Origin of the sequence: Streptomyces sp. NPDC087844 (genome assembly GCF_044742785.1) — a bacterium.
Taxonomy (GTDB): domain Bacteria; phylum Actinomycetota; class Actinomycetes; order Streptomycetales; family Streptomycetaceae; genus Streptomyces.
The window spans coordinates 97229-117265 of the sequence record NZ_JBIUVD010000022.1 but is presented as its reverse complement, the minus strand read 5'-3'; the positions used below and the strand labels follow the sequence as shown (position 1 = coordinate 117265).

Here is a 20037-nt window from a genome sequence, read left to right as displayed (position 1 = left end):
GCCGACACCGCCGCCGACGTCTCATCGTGCCTGGTCTCCCAGGAGCGGAGGTGCGTGGCCGGGCAGGTGCGCCGTTCGCTCGGCCGCGAGTTTGCGGTGGAGGTCGAGGAGCCAGTCGGGCGGGCTGTGGAAGAGGGCCGCGAGGTCGCCGACGGTTCTCACGCGCAGGTGCTGCTTCACGCTCGTGGCGTGTGCGATCTGCAGGGCCTTGGTGATCTGGCCGGGCTGCAACGGCTGGTCGTGCGGTCGGGCGAGCAGCCGTTCCGCCCGGGTCGAGATCAGCATGTGCGGGTGGGGTGGCTCGCCCTGGGTCTGGAGTGCCGGGCGGGAGGGGGCAGCCGCATGAGCCTCGTGCTCGGCGGTCGCCGCTCCCACCGACCGGCGGGCCCGGCCGGCTTCCCGCTGAGCCGCGAGAGCGCGGTGGGAGTCCTTCAGCCACTGGGGCGGCGAGGCGAAGGCGGCCTGGAGTTCACGCACGTTGGTGATCACGAGTCCGCGGCACTCGAAGGTCCCCGGCGCCATCTGCAGCGCCTTGCCGACCTGGGCGGTGGTCAGGCGCTGCTCGGGAGGCCGGGACAGCAGGGCCTGCGCCTTCGACGAGACAAGCAGTTCGGGATGCGGCGGCGGGGCAGGCGACGTGGGCCGGGCCACTGCCGTGCGCTGGGCCGGCATGACGGCAGGGGTGACGGCCGGGCGTCGCTGCTCGGCGAACGTCGTCAGCTTGGTGACCGCCGTGTCCGGGATGTGGCTCCAACGGGGCTGCGGACGGTGGTTGGGGCGGGCGGTGGTCCGGTGGTGGCGCATCGGGAGCCGCCAGCCCTCGTGCCGGGCCAGCCCGGAGGTGGCGCGGGCCTCGGCCTCCGAGATGCCGCCCTTGGCCGTCAGCACGTCCAGCAGGCGGCCCTCCGGAGTGTCCGGGCACTGCTCGCACGCTGCGCAGAGCCGCCATACGCGGCCCCGGATCTCCAGCTCGGCGGCGTCCGGCCGGGCGGGCCCGCCGCAGTACGCGCATCCCCATACCGCGTGCGCGGCGACCGTGGCACGGACGGTGCGCGGAAGCGGCCCGACGGGCGGCAGTTCCCGCAACAGGCCCTCCAGGACGGCCAGTTCAGCGGGAAGCGGCTCATCAGGTGCAGGCTTTCCGGCTGTCGCCGTGAACGTCTGCTTCAGCAAGGGCCGGTGAGCCAGGGCAGGCAGTCCCAGCGCGGCCCGCAGCGCGTCGACGCGTGCCTCGTCGGCGACGGGGTGCCCCGCCACGGTGCCGTAGACCTGGGGTCGCCGTTCGGCGACGCAGAGGGCGTCGGTCGCCTCGGCCAGGAACCCGGCGGGGATCCGGCGCTTGCCCGCCGCCGCGGTGACCAGCGGCAGGAGCTTGCGGATCTCCAGGCCGTCCAGGGTCAGGAGAATGCGGTGCGCGGCGAGCACCCCCTCGTCACCGACCTGTTCCCGGCCCGGCCAGCCGCGCAGGGAACCGCACGTCATCGCCAGGTACTTGAACGCCTCGCGCCGGCACTGGGCGGCGTAGCGGACACGATTGGCCTTCTCCGCCGGACCCGCCTCACGAACGCGCCGCCGGGTGTCCTCCACCCGGGCTGCCCACTGCTCCAGGCCCGCCTGGATCTCCTTCGTCAGCATTCCGGTCGGGGAGCGGCAGGGAGATGAGAGACAGGAGCGGGGGCGGGGGCGGGGGCAGACGCAGGCATGGCGGAACAGGACTTCCTGGTAGGGGACATGGCGGCAGGGCGCGCCCCATGCTGGACCACATCGCCCCCACCGAGAGGGCCGCACGCGAGCTGGATCACCCGTACGAGTGGACGGTCGGCCACGATGGTCGGCCACAAGGAACGTCCGCACCTGGCAGCGGGCGGAGGCAGGTCCGTACCGGGCGCAGTCTGATCGCTCCGGACGAAACGATGAGAGCGGGCGATCACCTGGTGGCCCCGGTTGTCCGCGAACCTCTTCGGGATTGTCCTTGATCCGTAACGGGGGCGTTCGGGGGGCGTCGTTGCTCGTACTGTTCGGGCTGTCGCCGGGTGACCGGGGAGTCGGTGGGTAATTTCGGGGGAGCGGGGCGGACATGGCGCGGCACAGTGGCGGGCGCGGCTGGTACGGCAAGGTGCTCGGCGCGGCGCTCGGGGTGGCGTTGGCCGCCACCGGTGCCTCGGTATGGACCGCGCAGGCCGGGAGCGTGGGCGGTTCGTCGAAGCCGGCCGCGTCGGAGAGTGTCGTCAAGCCGGTCGCGGCGACCATCGTGCACGCCTCCGACAAGGGGGCGCGCGGAGTCAACATCACCATCGACGACGGCCCCGACCCCGTGTGGACCCCGCAGATGCTCGACGTGCTGCGGGAGAACGGGGTGAAGGCCACGTTCTGCATGGTGGGGACGGAGGCCGAGGCCCACCCCGACCTCGTGAAAAAGGTCGTCGCGGCGGGACACCGGCTGTGCGACCACTCGGTGTCGCACGACACCGCCATGGACAAGCAGTCCCAGGCCTACCAGTCGAAGCAGATCCTCGACGCCGAACGCATGATCACCAAGGCGTCCGGGGGCGTACGGCCGGTGTACTACCGGGCGCCGGGCGGTGCCTTCACCCCCTACAGCCGCAAGCTCGCCGCCTCCCGCGGTATGCGTCCGCTGGGCTGGAACGTGGACACCAAGGACTTCGAGCGGCCCGGCACGGACGCCATCGTCGCCACCGTCGAGGAGCAACTGCCCGAGGGGCCGACGCTCCTCTTCCACGACGCCGGCGGCGACCGCTCCCAGACCGTCGAGGCCCTGCGCCAGATCCTTCCCCAGCTCAAGGAGCAGGGGTACTCCTTCGGGTTCCCGGTGCGCTGATTCCCGGTGCGTTGAGTCCCCGTACGTTGAGTCCCCGTGCACTGAGTCCCCGTGCACTGAGTCCCCGTGCGCTGACCGCCGCCCTCACCCATCGGGTCCCGGCCCCGGCCCCGGTCCGTGGAGGGACCGGGGCCGGGGCCCGACCAAGTAAGTGACTTCAGCGCACGTCCACGTAGTCGCCCGTCGCGTTGACCGCGGCCGTGGTCGACGTGGCGGCGAAGCTGTAACGCCAGTAGCCGTCCGTGGCCGCCTTCACCGTGGTCTTCAGGTTTCCGGAGCTGTCCGTGGTGACCGTCTTCACGGTCGTGTACGCGGACGTTCCCTTCTTGCGGAACTGCAGCTTCGCCTTCTGGGCCGAGTAGCCGTGGTAACCGCCGCGCGTCTCCCAGTCCACGCGGGACAGTTTGCCCGTGATGGTCAGGGTCTTGCCCTTGGTCACCGGCTCGGGAGCCGCGTCGGCCGTCAGCTTCGCGTCACGCAGGACGGGGACCGTCCTGGCCGCGTGTACGTCGACGTGGCCCTTGCCGTCCGCCGACTCCGCCCACGCCGCCACCTTCCACGTACCGGCGAGTGAGTTGCGCCCCAGGGTCCAGCGGGGCTGGACGTAGGCGAACTGCGTCTCGCAGGTGGAAGTCGTCGCGGTGGCCTCGGTGCAGGTCGCGGACCAGGCGCCGTGGAGGACGGCGTCGGGGGTGTCGTACGAGCCCTTGTACAGGTACATGTCTCCGCCCGCGATCCCCGAGGGGTCGGTGGCGGTGAACTTCGCCGTGAACTCCTGCAGCGGCGCGTCGGTCAGCTCGACCGCCTTGCCCCCGTTCACCACGACGTTCGAGACGCGGGTCGCACCCACCGTCTCGTCGCCCTGCGGGGCGGGGCCCGCGAACGCCCGCGTGATGGTGCGGCGCAGGACGCCGCCCTGGTCGTCGGCGGCGGTGACGCGCAGGGAGACGAAGGAGGCCGTCGCGGGGACGTCGACCGTCGCCGAGCCGTCCGCCGCGACAGCCGCGTCCGTCCAGGTGGCGCCGTCGTCCGTGGAGAAGGCGAGACCGGTGACCCTGGTGTTCGCCTCCGCGGCATCCGCGCTGCGGGTCGTCGCGCTCGCTGCGATCCGCACCGGGCCGGCGGTCGCACGGCTGAGGCTGTCCAGGCCGGCCACGTTCAACTCGGTGTCGATGAGCGGCAGTTCGCCGCCCGCCGCGTAGTCCGAGCGGAACGTCCATTCGCTGCGCACGTCCGTCGACAGGCGGGTGTACGGGACCCGGCGGTGCGCGGTCTGGTCGAGGGTGTACGTCCGCTGCTGCGAGGGCAGCGCGGCCGACGTCAGCGTGTCGTAGGCGTCGAGGCCTTCGGCCTGGGCGTAGGTGACGCCGTCGGAGGAGCTGAGCCTGTACGAGTACGTCGCGCGGCCGTCGGTGCCCGGGTGGCCGGCCGTGTCACCGAAGGTGTGCGGCTCGTACAGCCAGATCTTGCCGGAGTTGCGCTGCGAGCCGCCCCACTCCCGGCGGACCGGCTGCGCGGGCGCCGCGCCCACGGTCTCGCCCGCGCCCGTCCCGGCGGACAGCGTGCGGTCCGGGAGGTCGAGGGTCATCTCGCCCGGACCGTAGGAGAAGAGACGGCTGTAGGTGATGCCCGGAGTGGCGTACTCGGTGATCGCACCGGCCGTCGGCACCGCCGAGCCGATGTAGACGCCCGTCCACTCGCCGAAGGACGGGACGCTCTGCAGGGTGGCCGTCGTCCGCGTGCTCTGGGCCGCCACCTGTGTGACGGTCTTCGCCAGGGACGACGTACGGACCGTCTTGACGGGCGTGGCGGGCACGGTGGTGGTGAAGCTGTGGGTGAGGTCGTAGCGGTAGGGGCTGGGCGCGCTCGCTGAGGAGCCGGCCTTGCCGAGCAGCTCGTGCAGGCGCAGCGAGACACCGCTCAGCGAGAACGGGGTGACGTACACCTTGTCGGCCGCCGAGCCCGCGAAGCCGGCGAGGTCGCCGCCCGGGACGCTGATCCACACCGCGGACGCCTGGCGGGTGGCGGTGGTGTCGTCGGTGCGGATCGCGGTCTCCTTGGCCGCGCGCTGGTCGAAGCTGACCGTCTTCGCCGCCGAACCGACCGTGAAGCTGCTGGTGAGCAGGTAGCTGGGCTCCTGCCAGTCGTTGTGCAGCGCGACCGAGAAGTAGTCACCCGGCGGCAGCTTCACGGTCGACGAGGCGCCCGCGGTGTCGCTGTTGACGGCGTACGACGTCCAGGTTCTGCGGTCCCAGACGTAGAACAGCTTGGAGTCCACGTCGGCGTGCGTGATGCTCAGCTTGACCGAGTACGTCGCCGCGGCCGCCTTCGCCGTTGTGGTGGCACCGGTCGTGGCGGCACGTCGGGTGCCACCGGCTTCCGTCGGCAACGGAAGCGTCGCCGTCGGGCTCTCGGACGCGGTCGTGCCGTCGTCGGACGCGGGCTTCCGCGCCGGTCGTACGGACACCGTGCCGTTCAGTGACGCCACGGAGTAGCGGGCTTCCCGGGCGTCTGCCCGCGCGTCCGCCGTCACCCGGACGTCCCGTCCGTCGATGAGTTCGACGCGGCCGTCGTCACCCATCGCGGCACTCTGTCCGGCGCGGAGTTCACCACCGCTGCCCTCGTTCTCCGCCGGCGAGACCACTCCCACCGCGGCCCGCCCACCGTCCGAGGCGGACGCCGCAGCCGCAGCCGTCGCCGTCGCCGTCGCCGCGAGAGTCGGCTGGGGTGCGAGCAGCACCGAGGCGGTCAGCGCCGCCCCGCACAGCCCCGCCGCCGTGCATCTTCGAAACCGCCGGGCGTGAAAATCGGACATCGATTGCCCCCTGGTGTTTCCACTTGACTGTCCCCTGAGACCGTCCCCGGCACATCTGTCACGGGCGACGGTCAGCACACTCTAAACGGCGGTGCGCCGGCGTTCCGTACGGCGTTCCAGGCAGGTCAAGTTTCCGCAGGTCAGGCCCCGTTCGAGCATTCCAGCGTCCCGTAATTCCCGGTGGAGTGGCGGATGGGACGGCGGGCGGCACAAGGTAGGGCCATCCCCAGCACGGCGCCTCGCCGGGGGTCACCCATCCGCTGTTCAGAGAAAGCAGTCCACTCATGCGTAAGAGCACTCGTTCCTTCTCCCGCACCGCAGCCTCCTCCCTCGCCGTCGCCGCACTCGCACTCGTCGGGTTCCAGGCCACCGGGCAGACCGCCACCGCCGCCACCGCCGCCAAGGCGTCCTCGATCGCCACCTGCACGACGGCGAACACCAAGGTGAGCGTCAGCACGGTGTCCCGGCCGATCAACCACCTGCTGCTCAAGGCCACCAACACGGGCACGAAGCCCTGCTACGCCTACAGCGCCCCCTTCCTGCGGGCCGGTGCCGACGCCCAGGCCCCGCTGCGGTGGGTCGAGGAGAGCACCCCGCAGTCCGTGCTGATGCTGGAGCCCGGCCAGTCCGCGTACGCCGGGGTCCTGACGTACTCCCCCGACGGCGAGGGCGGCAGCCAGGTGAAGACCCTCGGTGTGCTGCTCACCGACAAGAAGGGCAACGCGACCGCCACGGAGAAGAGCCTGAAGCTGCCGGGCAGCGGCGCCTTCTTCAACAGCGCCGCCGCCGTCACGTACTGGCAGGACAACGCGGCGGACGCCCTCGTCTGGTAGCCCGCGTCCCGCGATCCGCCGTGGCCATGTCACCAGCGTGTGACAGCGCTGTCCTGGTACGACGGCGGCGGGATCCTTTTGCCTCTCAGCCCCCTCATAGTGATCAAGCGCGCACCGGAAAGCCGGGACCGTCACGGACCCCGCCTTCCGGGCCACCACCTCTCGGCCCCCTCAACCACATCTCACCAAAGGGAACTTCATGTCTGGCAACCGTCGCAGGGCCTTCCTCGTCTCCGCCGTCGTCGTGGGCAGCGCCCTGCTGATGACCGCGTGCCAGGAGACGGAGGACAAGGCCAAGGACACCGGCGCCGGGACGAGTTCGTCCTCCACCGCCGCGCCCGACGACGCGGCCACCCCGTCCGGCTCGTCGAGCGCCGGCAACGACCAGGCCGCGGACAAGGGGACGGACTCCGACGCGAGCGAGGGCAGCGAGAACACGGACGGCTCCGGCGTCGACACCGGCGACGGCACGCGGGAGAAGGTCGAACAGGGCTGTGGCGCCAACGACATCACCTGGAGCACCAGGTCCGAGAGCCAGGCCGGCGGATACGTCCTGATCATCGCGAAGGCGAAGTCGGGGATCACCTGCTACCTGCCCGCCGAGCTGCCGACCGTGGCGTTCGGATCCGACGGCACCCAGGCGGGTCCCGCGGAGCAGAGCGTCGGCGAGCAGATCAAGCTCAGCGGGAACGTCACCGCCTACGCGGGTGTGAACCCGAAGACCACCAACTCGGACGGTGGCAAGGAGCTGGAGAACATCATCGTCGCCGTCGGCAACGACGACCCCGACCCGGTCACCCTGCCGGTCGACACCATCACCGTCGACAAGCCGATCGTCACCAACTGGCACACCTCCCCCACCGAGGCCGTCCCCTTCAGCTGAACCGAGCTGTACCAACCGCTCGATGACGTAGGGCCCAGGTCGGTGATCTGGGCCTCGTGTCATGTGTCATGTGCCATGGGATACGGCCGGGGGCGGGGACGGCCCTCTGTCCCCGGGTAGAGAGCGGCCTCGCGCGGATCAGCTTCTGAGTCGATGTGCCGTCGCGGCCGTTCTTCAAGAATGTGCAGGAACGCACCCGACCCAGGAGTCTGTGATGAGCACCAAGACAGGACCTCAGCGATACCCCTCCGCGAGCCGGGCCAACTGGTACCAGGACGATTTCGGCGGTGACCCGATGCAGGTCAACGTCGTCGTCCTGCACACCACGGAGGGCTCCTCCCTGCCCGGTTACGGCGGCGGCTCCGCCGCGCCGAACCTGACCGCGGTCCCCGACCTCGCCGCCAAGAAGCTGAAGTGGTACCAGCACTTCGACGTGGAGACCTCTTCCCGGGCCCTGGTCAATCTGGCCGGCGGCGTCGAGACGAACACCATGAACGTGTGCCAGGTCGAGCTGGTCGGCACCTGCGACCCGAAGACGCACGCGAAGTGGAAGTCCGCGGGCCGGGCGCACGTGTACTGGCCGGACGCCCCCGACTGGGCGCTGCAGGCGGTCGCCCGCTTCCTGTCCTGGATGCACGAGGAGCACGGCGTCCCGCTGTCCGGCCCGAAGGCGTGGCCCGCGTACCCCTCGTCGTACGCGAACGGCGGCGGTCAGCGGATGTCGGGCGCGAAGTGGACCGCCTTCAAGGGCGTCTGCGGGCACATGCACGTGCCGGAGAACGTCCATGGTGACCCCGGCGCGATCGACTTCGCCAGGATCCTCAAGTACGCCAAGGCCGACCTGGACGTGGACGACGACACCCCGGGGACGACCGCACCCGCCGTCCCCGCGTTCCCCGGACGCAAGTACTTCGTGGCCGGGGCGTCGAACGCGTACGTGCTGCAGCTCGGCAAGCAGCTGGTGAAGCGCGGCTTCGGCGACCACTACAAGGTCGGCCCGAGCAGGAACTGGGGCGAGGCGGACCGGCTGAACGTCCGCGACTTCCAGAAGTCACGGAAGGAACTGCGCGGCGACGCCGACGGCGCCCCCGGCCCCCTGACGTGGCGACTGCTGTTCTCCTGAACAGCCGCCCAGGTCCCGCCGGACGGGCCTGCCCCCCGGCGGACCGGGCCCGTCCCGTACGCGGTTTCTCCACCCTTCGGTAGAGACCCCGGTCCTCCGCCGCGCCGACGACTCCTCGTCCGGCGGGCGGAATGCTTGCGGCCATGGACATCACCTGGCTCACCGTCGTACTCAGCACCGTCGTGGTCGTCGCCGCCGCGTTCCTCATCGCCTCCAACGAACCACCGCTGTGGCTCTGCGCGCTCGGCTGCGCGGGCTCCTGGCCGCTGAGTCACGCCCTGCTCGACGGGCCCGACTTCACCGCCGCCCTCGGGGACGGTTCCGCCGGCGCGTGGGCCGTACGGCTCGCCGTCACCACCACCGTCACGGCCCTGCTGAGCTTCTTCGTCGACAAGGACCGCCGTGCGGGCGCCGCCTGACGACCGCTTTCCCGGTGCTCAGGCGGGTTCGGGCTGTGGGTCCAGTCGGGGTGCCGGTGCGGGCTTCGGTTCCCACGCCGTCGTGGTGCGTACGTAGCCGTGGATCACCGAGGCCATCGCCAGGACGACCAGGGGGCCGTAGATCCACGGGTATCGGGCCATCTCCGACGGCAGGAAGCGGTACGCGACCAGGAGCGCGGCGAAGACGGTCGCGCCGTGGGCGGTCAGCCGGAGCCCCGAGCGGTCCCAGCCGCGGTCGTACGAGCGCAGGGCCGCCTCGATCGTGAGGACGAACACCACACCGGCGATGAGATCCGCCCCGTAGTGGTAACCGAATCCGAGCGTCGCGGTCAGGGTCGCGATCAGCCAGAACGCGCCCGCGAACCGTATGAGCCTCGGGCCCTTCCGGGAGTGGATGAAGATCGTGACGGCCCACGCCGTGTGCAGACTGGGCATGCAGTTGCGCGGGGTGATCTCGTCGAAGCCCATGGGGTGCGGGGCACTGATCGGCGGCGGTGTACGCGGCCACAGATCGCCCACCGCCCACTGGGCGCTGGGCTGGGCGGTGTCCGACCACACGCTGACCCCCGCCCAGTGCTCGACGCCGGTACCGAAGGCGAAGACCGGTCCGACCACCGGGAAGATCATGTAGACGGCCGGCCCGAGGAGACCGACCAGCAGAAAGGTGCGCACCAGGTGATGGCCCGGGAAGCGGCGCTCGGTCGCCACGTCGCGCAGCTGGTACAGCGCGACGACGACCGCGGCCACCGCGAGCTGGCCGTAGACGAAGTCGAGGAGATTGAAGCCGAGCGGGCCGGTGGCGGTGACGAGCCTGCCCACCGGCCAGGAGAGGTTGCCCAGCGCGTGGTCGGCGGTCGCCATGTACTGGTCGAGCACCATCGGGCGGGTCTTCGAGGTGATGAGCAGCCAGGTGTCCCCGGTCTTGCGGCCGACCACCAGCAGCAGGCCAAGCCCGACGCCCTTCAGCAGCAGGACGCGTTCCTGGCCGGTGCGGCGCGTGAGCGCGATGACCGCACAGCCCAGGATCACCCACAGCGCGCCGTTCCCGAAGGGGTGGCCGTCGGTCACCCTGGCGTCGGCCGCCCACCGGACCAGCCAGAAGACGGCGTCGATACCGAGCGCGGCGCCGACCGCGACGAACCGCTGCCGCCAGGGGAGCACCACCAGCGTCAGGGCCATGCTCGCGTACAGCAGCCCCCCCGACTTGGGGGCGAGGACCACCTCGCGCACCTGGTTGGTCATCGGCCCCGGCAGGCCGTAGTGACGCGCGGCGATCTCCAGCGTGATCATGAACCCGAGGGCCGCCACGCCCACCACGGCCCAGAGGCCCGCCCGCCGTCGACGCCACCGGGAGGGCGCCACGTCCGGGTGTATTCGGGCGAAGACCTGCGATTTTATGTGTCTCAAGTTTTTCAGTCGATTTGGTAGGTATCGGGCAGGCCCGAGCCGGGCCCCTCAACAGAGGAAGACGGGAAGATCAGAGGTCGGGTTCCGGCCTCACTCCTCGGTCCTGTGCCGCAGCTGTGCCACCAGCATGGCCCCGGCTGCGGCTCCCACCGCCCCGACCGCGCCCACCGCCAGGAATCCGCCGGTCGAGCGCCACGACAGCACCGACCACCGCGACTGCGCGGAGAACAACGATCCCGTACTCAGCCACGAGCCGGTCGAGATCAGGGACAGGGACGAGCCGATCGAGCCGACCGACAGGGCGCTGCCGATCGAGCCGATGGACAGGGCCGAACCGACGGACCCCACGGACAGCACCGATCCCACCGAGCCGATCGACAGCACGGAGTCCCGCGACCACAGCGACAGCGCCGATCCGGTGGAACCGGCACCCCAGGAGCCACCACCGACCGATCGTACGGACAGCTTTTTCATAGGGACATCTTGCCTGCCCGGCATCCCCGCCCGGGAGGCCCCGTACCTCGGCGATCGAACTCGACGACGGGGACGGGCGCTGTGTCGCGGTCGTCACGCGGTTCGGGATGGTCGGCGAGGACGTGCACACGGCGTGGGAACACCTGGCGGCGTCACTGCCCGACGCCTGACCGGCCTGTTGATCGAAACGGCCAGGCGTCGGACGCACTCCCCTAGCGCCGCGGCACTAGTTCGTGAAGGTGATGTACTTCCAGGCGCCGTGGGTCGTGGAGTTGACCGTGTCGCCGGAGGAACCGTTGATGTACGACGAGCGGACCCTGGCGCGGATGCCGGACTCGCCCGGTGCCTCCAGGGACACGACCGACGTGCCGTTCGTGCCGACGGCGAAGTACTCGGAGCCCGAGTCGTACCAGGAGCCCTGGTAGTAGACCTGGACCTGGAAGCGCTGCTTGCGGCCCGAGTAGTAGTTCATCGTCGTGGTGAACTTCGGGTCGGTGTTCTTGCGGAACCACTGGTACGTCGTGGAGCCGATCTTCGCCGTCTTGTAGTGCTTGGTGACGGTGGTGGAGACCTTCGCCCTGGCGTACGCCGTCGACTTCACGGTCTTGGACGCATAGCGGGCGTCGCCGGCGAAGACCGCGGTGACGGTGGTGTCACGGGTCATGTCGACGGTCGCCGACAGGTTCCCGTTGGAGTTGACCTTGGCCGTCTTCAGCAGCTTCTTCGGCTTGTCGGAGCCGAAGGGGTCCGCGTAGATCGCGACCGTACGGTTCTTGTACGTCGTCCCGAGGTGCGCGGTGAAGGAGACGTCCTTGCCGTACGCGTACAGCTTGCCGTTGTTGCCGAGGGTCAGCGTGGTCGCCTTGCGGGAGACCTCCACCGCGTCGGAGCCGGAGACGGCGCCGTGCGTGGCGTCACCCGCGTAGGACACCTTGTAGGTGACCTTGCCGCCGGCGGGCGGGGTGTCCGTGAAGGAGAAGCCGCCGTCCGCCTTCGTCTTGACGGCGGCCAGCGCCTTGCCGCTCGGCGACTCGACGTCCGTACGGGTCACACTCAGGGAGGTGCCCGCGGGGAGCGCCGACTTCGAGGTCAGCTTGCCGGTGACGGTGAGCTTCTTGGCGCGGTCCGACGTGGCGGGGGCCGACACCTTGAGGGTGGGCAGCTCCTTGGTCGGGTCGGACAGGGCGCGCAGCGTGTACGTGCCGTAGGTGTTCACGGAGACCGCGAAGACCTGGCTCGCGTCCGGCGCCCAGGCGAGCGCTCCGTCCACGAGGGTGTCGGCGCCGCTGCTGTTGCCGGTGTTCGGGAAGTCGTACTCCCGCACCGGCGTCTGGTCGCCGGGCCGGTGGATGTGGACGTCCGGCTCGTACCAGGAGTCGCTGCCGCCCGCCACGCTGCCGTCGGGCGCGACCCGCACCGCGTTCGGGTAGGCGTCGATGGGGTAACCGGTCTGCTCGGCCAGGTCGGTGGCCGCGTAGGCACCGATGCCGTAGCCGTACTCCGGGTCGCCCCACGAGGTGAGGACCTGACTGCCGTCGGGCGTCAGGTCGATCTGCCGCACGGCGGTGTCCATGGCGCCCTTGACCCGCAGCGCGGCCCCGTCGGCCGAGACGTCGTACACGGCGAGGTCGCCGCCGTTGCCGGCCACGAGGACGCCGGGGACGGCCGGGTCGGAGGCCAGGAACATGCCGTAGGCGCCGGAGAAGCCGACGTCGCCCCGCTGGGCGAGGTGCACGACGGGCTCGGCACCGGAGATGTCGAGCGAGCCGAAGTCGGTGCCGTGGGCGAACCAGATCCGGCCGTCCACCACCTCCAGGTCGACGGGGGCCGCGCCCACCGGGTAACTGGCGGTCTGGGTGTACGTTCCCGTCTCCACCGAGACGATGCGGTTGCCGTTCTTCACGGCCGCGTACACCTGCCCGGAGTCGGCGGACAGCGCGAGGCCGCTCACGCCGGAGAGCCCGGTCAGGGTGGCCCGTACGGCACCGGTGTAGTCGGTGACGACGATCTTGCCGCCGGTGGGATCGGAGACGTACACGCGCCGGTGGGCGCCGTCCACGACGATGTCCCCCACGGACGCCACCGGTAGAACCTTCGCGGCGTCGGCCGACGCCGGACCCGCTGTGCCCGCGGCCAGAGCCGCGGAACTGAGGACGACCGCGAGTGTCGTCGCGATCGACATGCTGCGCCTGCGCACAGTGATGTGACCCCCCACAAAGAAGCCCGGTACTCGCCGGGCGTGCTGGAACCGGCCGTGTGTTCCCCTCGCACCGTCGACGGTGCGTACATGCGGCCGAAGACGCAGCGTATGGCATGCCAGTGACAAAGGTGACCGGGTTAATGCCCCGGCACCCACCGGAACCACTTCAGCCGTGCAGCGCCAGGTACGCTTCCGCCGCCCCGGGGTGCAGGGCGATTCCCCCCGTGCCGATCAGGCTCCCGACGTCGAGGAACTGGGTGCCGACGGCGTTGTCGGGGACGAGGGCCGTCGCGCGCAGGACCAGCAGGCGGGTCAGTGCCTCGGCGACGGCGTGCGGCAGGTCGGGCCGGCACACCAGCAGGTTGGACACCCCGATGGTCGCGACCCCGCCCGCCGACCGGTACGCGCCCTGCGGCAGGGACACCTCCTCCAGACCGGAACCGGCCCGGCCGGCCCGCCCGCCCAGCCGGGGCAGCAGCCCGGCCAGCGGCAGGAAGCGCAGACCGGGCCGTTCGTCGAGGTCGGACAGGGCGGGCAGAGGCACACCGCCCGCGACGATCAGCGCGTCGACCGAGCCCGCCCGCATCGCCTCGGCCGCTTCGGCCAGCGGAAGGTGGAGCACGGGGACGTCGGTGCCCGGGGTGAGGCCCGCGGCGTGCAGGATCCGGGCGCCGAGCACGGCCGCGCCCGACCCGGTCGCGCCGAGCGAGACGGGGTGTCCGGCCAGATCGGCCACCTCGCGCACGGGCGAGTCGGCGCGCACGACGAACTGCAGGTAGGTCTCGTACACCCGGCCGATCGCGCGCAGGGGCACCGCCCGCGGGAGGAGGTCGGTGCCCTGGGCGGCCAGCGCCGTGTCGGTGAGGACGAGTCCGAGGTCGGCGCGGCGGTCACGGAGCAGCTCGATGTTGGTGAGGCTGCCCGCGGTGGTGCGGACGCGGCAGTTCAGCCGGGGGTACACCGACTCCAGTTCCGCGGTGAGGAGTCGGCCGAACGCCTCGTAGAAGGCCGTCGGTTCACCGGTCGCGATGCGCAGGACGCCGCTCGGCCCGGGGCGCTGCCCGGAGGCGTCGGCGGTGAGCGCACCACCGAGAACGGCGAAGGCCGCCGTGCCGAGGGCGGCGTGGAGGAGGGTACGGCGGTCGAGGGGGCGGTTCATCGGACATCACCCGGCTCGCCCCGACCGCCGATACCGCCCGCTCCACCCGTCACCGCGCGCGGCACCACCGCTCTCGCCCGCAGCCCGCGCGGACGCGCCGCCGTCAGTTCCAGTCGGCCGCCCCGGCCCGCCAGCAGTTGTTCGGCGATGGCCAGACCCAGGCCCGTACCCGCCGTGCGGCTCTCGCGCCGGCGGTCCGAGCGCCAGAAGCGCGTGGTGGCCAGGGCGAGTTCGTCCGTGCCGAGACCAGGGCCGTCGTCCGTCACCGTGAGGACCGCGTACCCGGAACCGGACCCGGACCCGGACTCGCCTGCGCAGTCGAGGGTGATCTCCGCGCCCTCGCCCGCGTACTTGATGGCGTTGTCCAGGAGGATGTCCGCGATCTGGGCGAGTTCGCGGTCCGTGCAGGCGGCCGGGACGGGGGGCGCGGCCGAGGTGAGGGTCAGCCGGGCGCCTGAGCGTTCGGCGACCGGTTCCCACAGGCGGTACCGGTCGGCCGCCACCGCCACGGCGTCGCAGTGGCCGCCCGAGCCGTCGGTCACCGTCAGTTCCCCGGCCCGGTGTTCGGCGGTGGCGAGGGTCAGCAGGTCGTCGAGGAGCGTCTCCAGGCGGTCCAGTTCGGTGGTGACCCCGGTGTACGTGCGGTCGGCCGGCGCCGACGGGGACAGATGCGTGTGCAGGGCGTCCACGCGCAGCCGGAGCGCCGCCATCGGGTTGCGCATCTGGTGGGACGTGTCGGCGACGAGCCTGCGCTGCTGCTCCAGGGCCGCCGTGACGGTACGCGCCATGCGGTTGAAGCCGGTGGCGAGCTGGCGCAGTTCGGGCGGGCCGCCGGCCCGGGTCTGTTCCGGCGGGAGTCCCGCGGCGAGCTGGCCGACGGCCCGGTCGAGGCGGCGCAGCGGGCTCACCACCCACCCCGTCGCGGCCCGCGCGAGGACCGCGCAGGCGACGGCGACCAGCGCGGCCCCGGCGAGGACGGCGGCCCAGCGCCGGGTGATCTCGTCCGCGGCGGTGCCCACCGAGGCCCGCAGCACGACGGCCCCGGAGACGCGGGTCCCGGTGCCGGCGGGCTCGGCGAACATCCGGTACCCCCGTGACCAGGGACGCAGCGCCCCCGAGGGATGCTCGGTCTGGTTGCGCAGCGCCGCGTCGAGCAGCCGGGCGACGGCCGGGTCGGCGGCCCGCATGCCGCCGGTCTGGACGACGGTCCTGCGGCGGGTGTCGGTGACGACGAGCGGTTCGCCGTACAGCTCGGTGTAGCGCCGGGCCTCGGCGGCGACGGCCGAGGTGTCGCCGGTCGCCGCGGCCTGGTCCATGAGGGCCGCGAAACGGTCGAGGTCGGCACTGCGGGCGAGGACCAGCTGCTGGGTGCGGTCGGACGCGGTGAACAGCAGCAGCGGTACGGCGAACGCGGCCACCGCGATCACGACGAACAGCAGCAGCGCGGCCTGGACCCTGGTGCGCACGCCTCGCCCCTCAGTCCTCGTCGGCCCTTGTCGAGGCTCCGAAGCGGTAGCCGAAGCCCCGGATCGTGGTGAGCAGCTCGGGGCGGCGCAGTTTGGCGCGCAGCTGGGTGAGGTGGACGTCCAGGGAGCGGGACACGGAGTGATGGGCGTCGCCCCACACCTCGTCCAGGAGCTGCTCGCGGCTGACCGCCGTGCCCGCACGCCCGGCCAGCACGGCGAGGATGTCGAACTCCTTGGTGGTCAGCTCGACCTCCGCCCCGTCCACCCGGACCCGGCGCGCGTCCAGCTCCACCTCGACGTCGGCGGCGCGGACGGTCCGTACGGCCGAAGCCGCGGGCGCGTGCCTGGCGGCGTTACGCCGGGTGACGGTGTCGATACGGGCGAGCAGTTCGGCGAGGCGTACCGGCTTGACGAGGTAGTCGTCGGCGCCGAGCCGCAGCCCGCGCACCACGGACCGCTCGTCGCCACGCGCGGTGAGCACCACCACCGGCATGTCGCTCACCGCCCGCAGGGCGCGCAGCACGTCCAAGCCGTCGATGTCGGGCAGTCCCAGGTCGAGAAGGAGCAGGTCGGAGCTTCGGTGGTAGGTGAGTACGTCCTGGCCGTACCGGACCCGCCGGGTGACATGCCCGTGGTCGTACAGGGCCTCCACGAGCGCCGCGGCCACGCCGTCGTCGTCCTCGGCCAGCAGTACCTCCACCCGGTCCACCTCCTTCGGTCACACCCGTGTCACACCCGTGCCACGTCCGTGCCCCGTCCGGTCGTGGCCACTCCCCGTAGCCACGCAACCGAATGTAGACCACACCGGCCCCGCACCCCCTGGAGTGTTAAGGGGACGTTAGTTCTGTGTTCGGTCCTCTCGTGCGGCGGGGCGGGCCCGGGTGAGGCTGCACGGCACCCAGCAGAGCAGCTCGGCTTGCGAAGGACGCCGTCATGATCATCGACTGTCACGGTCACTACACGACCGCCCCACCGGCCCTGGCGGCCTGGCGCGATCGGCAGACCGCCTCCCTCACCGACCCGTCGGCCGCCCCCGACCCGGCGGACCTGCGCATCGGCGACGACGAGCTGCGCGAGAGCATCGAGCCGAACCAGTTGCGGCTGATGGACGAGCGCGGCATCGACGTCACGGTCTTCTCGCCGCGCGCTTCGTTCATGGCCCACCACGTCGGGGACTTCGCGACCTCCGCCGCCTGGGCCGCGATCTGCAACGAACTCTGCTTCCGGGTCTCGCGGCTGTACCCGGAGCGCTTCGTACCCGCCGCGATGCTCCCGCAGTCGCCCGGCGTCGACCCCGCCACCTGCGTACCGGAACTCACCCGCTGCGTGGAGGAGTACGGCGCCGTCGCGGTGAACCTGAACCCCGACCCCTCGGGCGGCCACTGGACCTCCCCGCCGCTCACCGACCGCTCGTGGTACCCGCTCTACGAGAAGATGGCCGAGTACGACATCCCGGCGATGATCCACGTCAGTACGAGCGTCAACCCGGCCTTCCACACCACCGGCGCGCACTACCTCAACGCCGACACCACGGCGTTCATGCAGCTCGTCCAGGGTGACCTGTTCGCCGACTTCCCAACCCTGCGCTTCGTCATCCCGCACGGCGGCGGCGCGGTCCCCTACCACTGGGGCCGCTTCCGGGGCCTGGCGATGGCACTCGGCAAACCACCACTCGAAGAACACGTCCTGGGCAACGTCTACTTCGACACCTGCGTCTACCACCAGCCCGGCTCGGACCTCCTGTATGACGTGATCCCGGCCCGCAACATCCTCTTCGCCTCGGAGATGATCGGCGCGGTCCGCGACATCGACCCGTGCACCGGCCACCACTTCGACGACACCCGCCGGTACGCCGAGGCCGCCGACCTCTCCCCCTACGACCTGGCGGCGGTCCAGGAGCACAACGCCCGCGCGGTGTACCCGCGGCTGGACGCGCTGCTGAAGCGCCAGGGGCGGTGAGCCGCATGAGCGCACTCACGGGCTCCCCCAAGACCCCCGGCTGGCTGGACTGGTACCAGAATCCCTCCGAGCCGACCTTCCGGCTGCCGCCGGGGACCGTCGACACGCACTGCCATGTCTTCGGCCCGCAGGAGGAGTTCCCCTTCGCTCCGGAGCGCAAGTACACGCCCTGCGACGGCGGCAAGGAGGACCTCTTCGCGCTCCGCGACCACCTGGGTGTGGCCCGCAACGTCATCGTGCAGGCCACCTGCCACGGCGCGGACAACAGCGCCATGGTCGACGCCGTCCGGTCGGCCGGCGGCCGGGCACGCGGCATCGCGACGGTCCGCCCGGACATCGCGGAGAGCGAACTCCGCGCACTGGACACGGCGGGGGTGCGCGGGGTGCGCTTCAACTTCGTACGCCGTCTGGTGGACACCTCGCCCGCGGACGACCTGCTCACCATCGCCGAGAGGATCGCCCCGCTGGGCTGGCACGTCGTCCTCTACTTCGAGAGCGTCGACCTGCCGGAGCTGGAGACCTTCTTCGGTTCGCTGCCCGTCCCGCTGGTCGTGGACCACATGGGACGGCCGGACGTGACGCGGCCGGTGGACGGCCCGCAGTTCACCCGCTTCCTGCGGTTCGTCGAGGACAACGACGTGTGGGTGAAGGTGAGCTGCCCCGAGCGCCTGACCGTCACGGGCCCCGCAGCCCTGCACGGCGAACGCCACGCCTACACGGACGTCGTCCCCTTCGCCCGCCGGGTCGTGGCGGAGTTCCCCGACCGGGTGCTGTGGGGCACCGACTGGCCGCACCCCAACCTCACCGACCACATGCCGGACGACGGCCTGCTCGTCGACCACATACCGCACGTGGCGGTCACGGCCGAGCAGCGGCACAAGCTCCTGGTCACCAACCCGATGAGCCTGTACTGGCCCGAAGAGACCGGCTGACCCCCACAACTCCCGTTCCCCACCCCTCCCCACCCCACCTCTCCCCGACTCGAACAAGGGCCGCTCATGCAACAAGCCAACGCGCTGAACCGGCTGGACAGGCTGCCGGTCTCCCGGTTCCACAAGGTCACCCTGCTCGCCGTCGCCTTCGCGTACTTCTTCGAGTTCGCGGACATCAACAGCTTCGCCACCACCGCGCCGAAACTGATCAAGCTGTGGGGCCTGACGATCGACCAGGTCGCCTACGTCACCTCGCTCTCCTTCGTCGGCATGTTCATCGGGGCGATCGTCGCCGGGTCCATAGCCGACCGGTTCGGCCGCAAACGGGCCCTGGTCTGGACCACCCTGTTCTTCGGCATCTCCTCGTTCGCGGCGGTGTTCTCCTGGGACCTGGTCTCGCTCGGCGTCTTCCGCGTCCTGACCTCGGCGGGCCTGTCGGCGATGACCGTCGTGGGGGTCGTCTACGTCAACGAGATGTACCCGTCGGCGATCCGCGGCAAGTACCAGGCGTACGCCATCGCCATCGGCATCTGCGGCACGCCCGTCACCAACCTCATCGCCAGCGCGGTCGTCCCGCTCAACGACTGGTCGTGGCGGCTGGTGTACCTGTGGGGTTCGCTGGGTGTCCTGCTCGTCCTCTTCTCCGGCCGCCTCAAGGAGTCGCCCCGCTGGCTGGAGAGCCGGGGCGAGCACGCGGCGGCGGACGCGGTCCTGAGGGAGATCGAGGCGGACGTGGTGGCGGAGAGGGGGCCGCTGCCCGAGCCCGCGCCGCCGGTCGCCGAGACGCCGTCGACGAAGGCTCCGCTGCGGCTGCTCCTGCAGAAGAAGTACCTGCTGCCGACGCTGCTGCTCTCCGTCCTCTGGATGACGCAGACCATCGGCTTCTTCGGCTATTCGAGCTGGGCGCCGACCCTGCTGGCCAAGGAGGGTTTCAGCGTCGAGAAGTCGGTCTTCTACGTGGCTCTCACCACGGTCGGAGCGCCGCTCGGCTGCTATCTGGCGTCGCTGGTCACCGACCGCTTCGAGCGGAAGTGGTGCCTGGTGGCCTTCGGCACGGTGATCGCGGTGTGCGGCCTGCTGTACGGGCTGACCTTCAACCCGGTGCTCATCATCGTCTTCGGCTTCCTCGTGAACCTCTTCGAGCGCGGCTACACGGCTCTGGCGTACGCCTACTCGCCCGAGCTGTTCGACACCCGGGCCCGGTCGCTGGGCACGAGCGTGTCCTACGGGCTGGGGCGGCTGTCGAACGCGGCGGGTCCGCTGATCGTGGCCGCGCTGTACACCGGGCACGGTTATCAGAGCGTCTTCTACTTCATCGCGGGGACGTGGCTGGTGGGCGCGGTGACGCTGGCCGCGTTCGGCACGCGGACGCGGTCCGCGCGGCTGGCTGAGGCGGAGTCCAAGCGGGTGCACGTACCGGGGTGACCCGCTGCCGGAGGTGGGTCACCGGGTGCGGCCCGTGCGTGGCCCGTGCGTGGCCGGCCGCGCCGTTCCCCGCGCCCCTCAA

16 protein-coding genes are annotated in these 20037 nt (G+C 71.2%); 8 read left to right on the top strand and 8 right to left on the bottom strand.

Going from position 1 to position 20037, the window contains the following annotated elements; translation table 11 throughout:
* Nucleotides 1–21: 21 nt before the first annotated feature.
* A complete protein-coding gene (locus tag ACIOKD_RS33255; protein WP_402091469.1) occupies nt 22–1635 on the bottom strand; it encodes a hypothetical protein in 1614 nt (537 codons plus the stop codon).
* Between the two features lie 442 nt (nt 1636–2077).
* Between ACIOKD_RS33255 and ACIOKD_RS33250 the strand changes: the two genes are divergently transcribed.
* On the top strand, nt 2078–2839 hold the full coding sequence (locus ACIOKD_RS33250) for a polysaccharide deacetylase family protein (RefSeq protein WP_402091466.1): 762 nt from the start codon (nt 2078–2080) through the stop codon (nt 2837–2839).
* A 157-nt stretch (nt 2840–2996) separates the two neighbouring features.
* Here the strand turns inward: ACIOKD_RS33250 and ACIOKD_RS33245 are convergent, their stop codons facing one another.
* Nucleotides 2997–5654: a hypothetical protein gene (locus tag ACIOKD_RS33245; protein ID WP_402091464.1), complete on the bottom strand. Its 2658-nt coding sequence runs from the start codon at nt 5652–5654 to the stop codon at nt 2997–2999.
* Between the two features lie 284 nt (nt 5655–5938).
* On the opposite strand from ACIOKD_RS33245, the gene ACIOKD_RS33240 reads away from it, so the two are divergent.
* The 4 genes from ACIOKD_RS33240 (at nt 5939) to ACIOKD_RS33225 (ending at nt 8912) form a co-directional block, all read left to right on the top strand.
* Nucleotides 5939–6487, top strand: a complete 549-nt coding sequence (locus ACIOKD_RS33240) for a DUF4232 domain-containing protein (RefSeq protein WP_402091461.1) — start codon at nt 5939–5941, stop codon at nt 6485–6487.
* A 199-nt stretch (nt 6488–6686) separates the two neighbouring features.
* Complete coding sequence (locus ACIOKD_RS33235; protein WP_402091458.1) at nt 6687–7370, top strand: DUF4232 domain-containing protein; 684 nt, start codon at nt 6687–6689, stop codon at nt 7368–7370.
* 214 nt (nt 7371–7584) lie between these two features.
* Entirely contained in the window at nt 7585–8493 is a 909-nt protein-coding gene (locus ACIOKD_RS33230; protein ID WP_402091456.1) for a peptidoglycan-binding protein, read from the top strand.
* A gap of 143 nt (nt 8494–8636) precedes the next feature.
* Complete coding sequence (locus tag ACIOKD_RS33225; RefSeq protein ID WP_402091454.1) at nt 8637–8912, top strand: hypothetical protein; 276 nt, start codon at nt 8637–8639, stop codon at nt 8910–8912.
* An 18-nt stretch (nt 8913–8930) separates the two neighbouring features.
* Here the strand turns inward: ACIOKD_RS33225 and ACIOKD_RS33220 are convergent, their stop codons facing one another.
* From ACIOKD_RS33220 to ACIOKD_RS33195, 6 genes are all read right to left on the bottom strand, one after another.
* Nucleotides 8931–10223 carry a phosphatase PAP2 family protein gene (locus ACIOKD_RS33220; RefSeq protein WP_402091570.1) on the bottom strand — a complete coding sequence of 431 codons (1293 nt, stop codon included), beginning with the start codon at nt 10221–10223 and terminating at the stop codon, nt 8931–8933.
* A 207-nt stretch (nt 10224–10430) separates the two neighbouring features.
* A complete protein-coding gene (locus tag ACIOKD_RS33215) occupies nt 10431–10814 on the bottom strand; it encodes a hypothetical protein (RefSeq protein ID WP_402091451.1) in 384 nt (127 codons plus the stop codon).
* A gap of 226 nt (nt 10815–11040) precedes the next feature.
* Nucleotides 11041–12996, bottom strand: a complete 1956-nt coding sequence (locus tag ACIOKD_RS33210; RefSeq protein WP_402091448.1) for a YncE family protein — start codon at nt 12994–12996, stop codon at nt 11041–11043.
* A gap of 184 nt (nt 12997–13180) precedes the next feature.
* A complete protein-coding gene (locus ACIOKD_RS33205) occupies nt 13181–14173 on the bottom strand; it encodes a TAXI family TRAP transporter solute-binding subunit (protein ID WP_402091446.1) in 993 nt (330 codons plus the stop codon).
* Nucleotides 14170–15639, bottom strand: coding sequence for a sensor histidine kinase (locus tag ACIOKD_RS33200; protein ID WP_402091444.1), 1470 nt, complete (start codon nt 15637–15639; stop codon nt 14170–14172). Before ACIOKD_RS33200 ends, ACIOKD_RS33205 begins: the two co-directional genes overlap by 4 nt.
* A gap of 10 nt (nt 15640–15649) precedes the next feature.
* On the bottom strand, nt 15650–16339 hold the full coding sequence (locus ACIOKD_RS33195) for a response regulator transcription factor (RefSeq protein WP_402091441.1): 690 nt from the start codon (nt 16337–16339) through the stop codon (nt 15650–15652).
* Nucleotides 16340–16572: 233 nt separating this feature from the next.
* Between ACIOKD_RS33195 and ACIOKD_RS33190 the strand changes: the two genes are divergently transcribed.
* The 3 genes from ACIOKD_RS33190 (at nt 16573) to ACIOKD_RS33180 (ending at nt 19955) form a co-directional block, all read left to right on the top strand.
* A complete protein-coding gene (locus ACIOKD_RS33190; protein WP_402091438.1) occupies nt 16573–17598 on the top strand; it encodes an amidohydrolase family protein in 1026 nt (341 codons plus the stop codon).
* Between the two features lie 5 nt (nt 17599–17603).
* Entirely contained in the window at nt 17604–18530 is a 927-nt protein-coding gene (locus ACIOKD_RS33185; RefSeq protein ID WP_402091436.1) for an amidohydrolase family protein, read from the top strand.
* Nucleotides 18531–18596: 66 nt separating this feature from the next.
* Entirely contained in the window at nt 18597–19955 is a 1359-nt protein-coding gene (locus tag ACIOKD_RS33180; protein ID WP_402091434.1) for an MFS transporter, read from the top strand.
* Nucleotides 19956–20037 lie beyond the last annotated feature (82 nt).